The sequence below is a fragment of the Curtobacterium sp. MCBA15_005 genome, from assembly GCF_001864855.1.
Lineage (GTDB): Bacteria > Actinomycetota > Actinomycetes > Actinomycetales > Microbacteriaceae > Curtobacterium > Curtobacterium flaccumfaciens.
The window spans coordinates 2,668-3,409 of record NZ_MJGL01000052.1; the positions used below are offsets into that span (position 1 = coordinate 2,668).

Sequence of the window (742 nt, forward strand, 5' to 3'; positions counted from 1 at the left end):
GGCACCGGCACCGGCACCGATGTCGAGCACGGTCCGGGCGTCGCCGAGGGCCTTCGCGACTGCGCGGGCGAACGCGGGTTCGGGCCGGCGGTGCTGCCGGTGGTCCGCGTCCCCTGCTGAGCCGTCCGTGGTCCTCGTCACGTCCCCACCCTACGAACCCGCGGGCGCCGGGTCAGTCGACCGACTCGGACTCGGACTCCGACTCGCGCAGGGCCGCGTACTGCTCAGCCCGCTCCGTCGCGGCCCAGCTGCCGAGCAGCGCGAGCGACCGCTCGGATTCGCTGCCCGGCTCGGCCGAGTACGAGAACAGCGTCAGGCCGGGGTCGGCGACCAGGTCGAGCGCCTCGTAGGACAGCCGCAGCTCCCCCACGATCGGGTGGTCGATGCGCTTCTTGCCGGTGCGCTGCATCCGGACGTCGTGGGCGGCCCACCAGCCGCGGAACTCCTCGCTCCGGGTGGAGAGCTCACCGACGAGCGTGATGAGCCCCGGCTCGCAGGGGTTCGACACCGCGGCGGTCCGGAGCACGGCCACGGCGTCCTTCGCGGTCTGCGCCCAGTCCGGGAAGAAGTCGCGGGCGGCCGGGTCGAGGAACGTGAAGCGTGCGGTGTTCACCGGGCGTCCGGGGCCGGCGAAGAGCGGTGCGTACAGGGCACGGCCGAGCTCGTTCGTCGCGACGACGTCCCCGCGCTCGTTCCGCACCCAGGCCGGTGCGCCGGTGATGGCGTCGAGCAGCCGCTGCAC

The 742-nt window shown here is 74.0% G+C and carries 1 protein-coding gene; it reads right to left on the reverse strand.

Annotation, left to right across the window (positions count from 1 at the left end; genetic code table 11):
- Window positions 1–172 precede the first annotated feature (172 nt).
- Window positions 173–742: MmyB family transcriptional regulator (locus BIU89_RS13660; RefSeq protein WP_441294459.1), on the reverse strand; the 570-nt coding region annotated here is incomplete at its 5' end.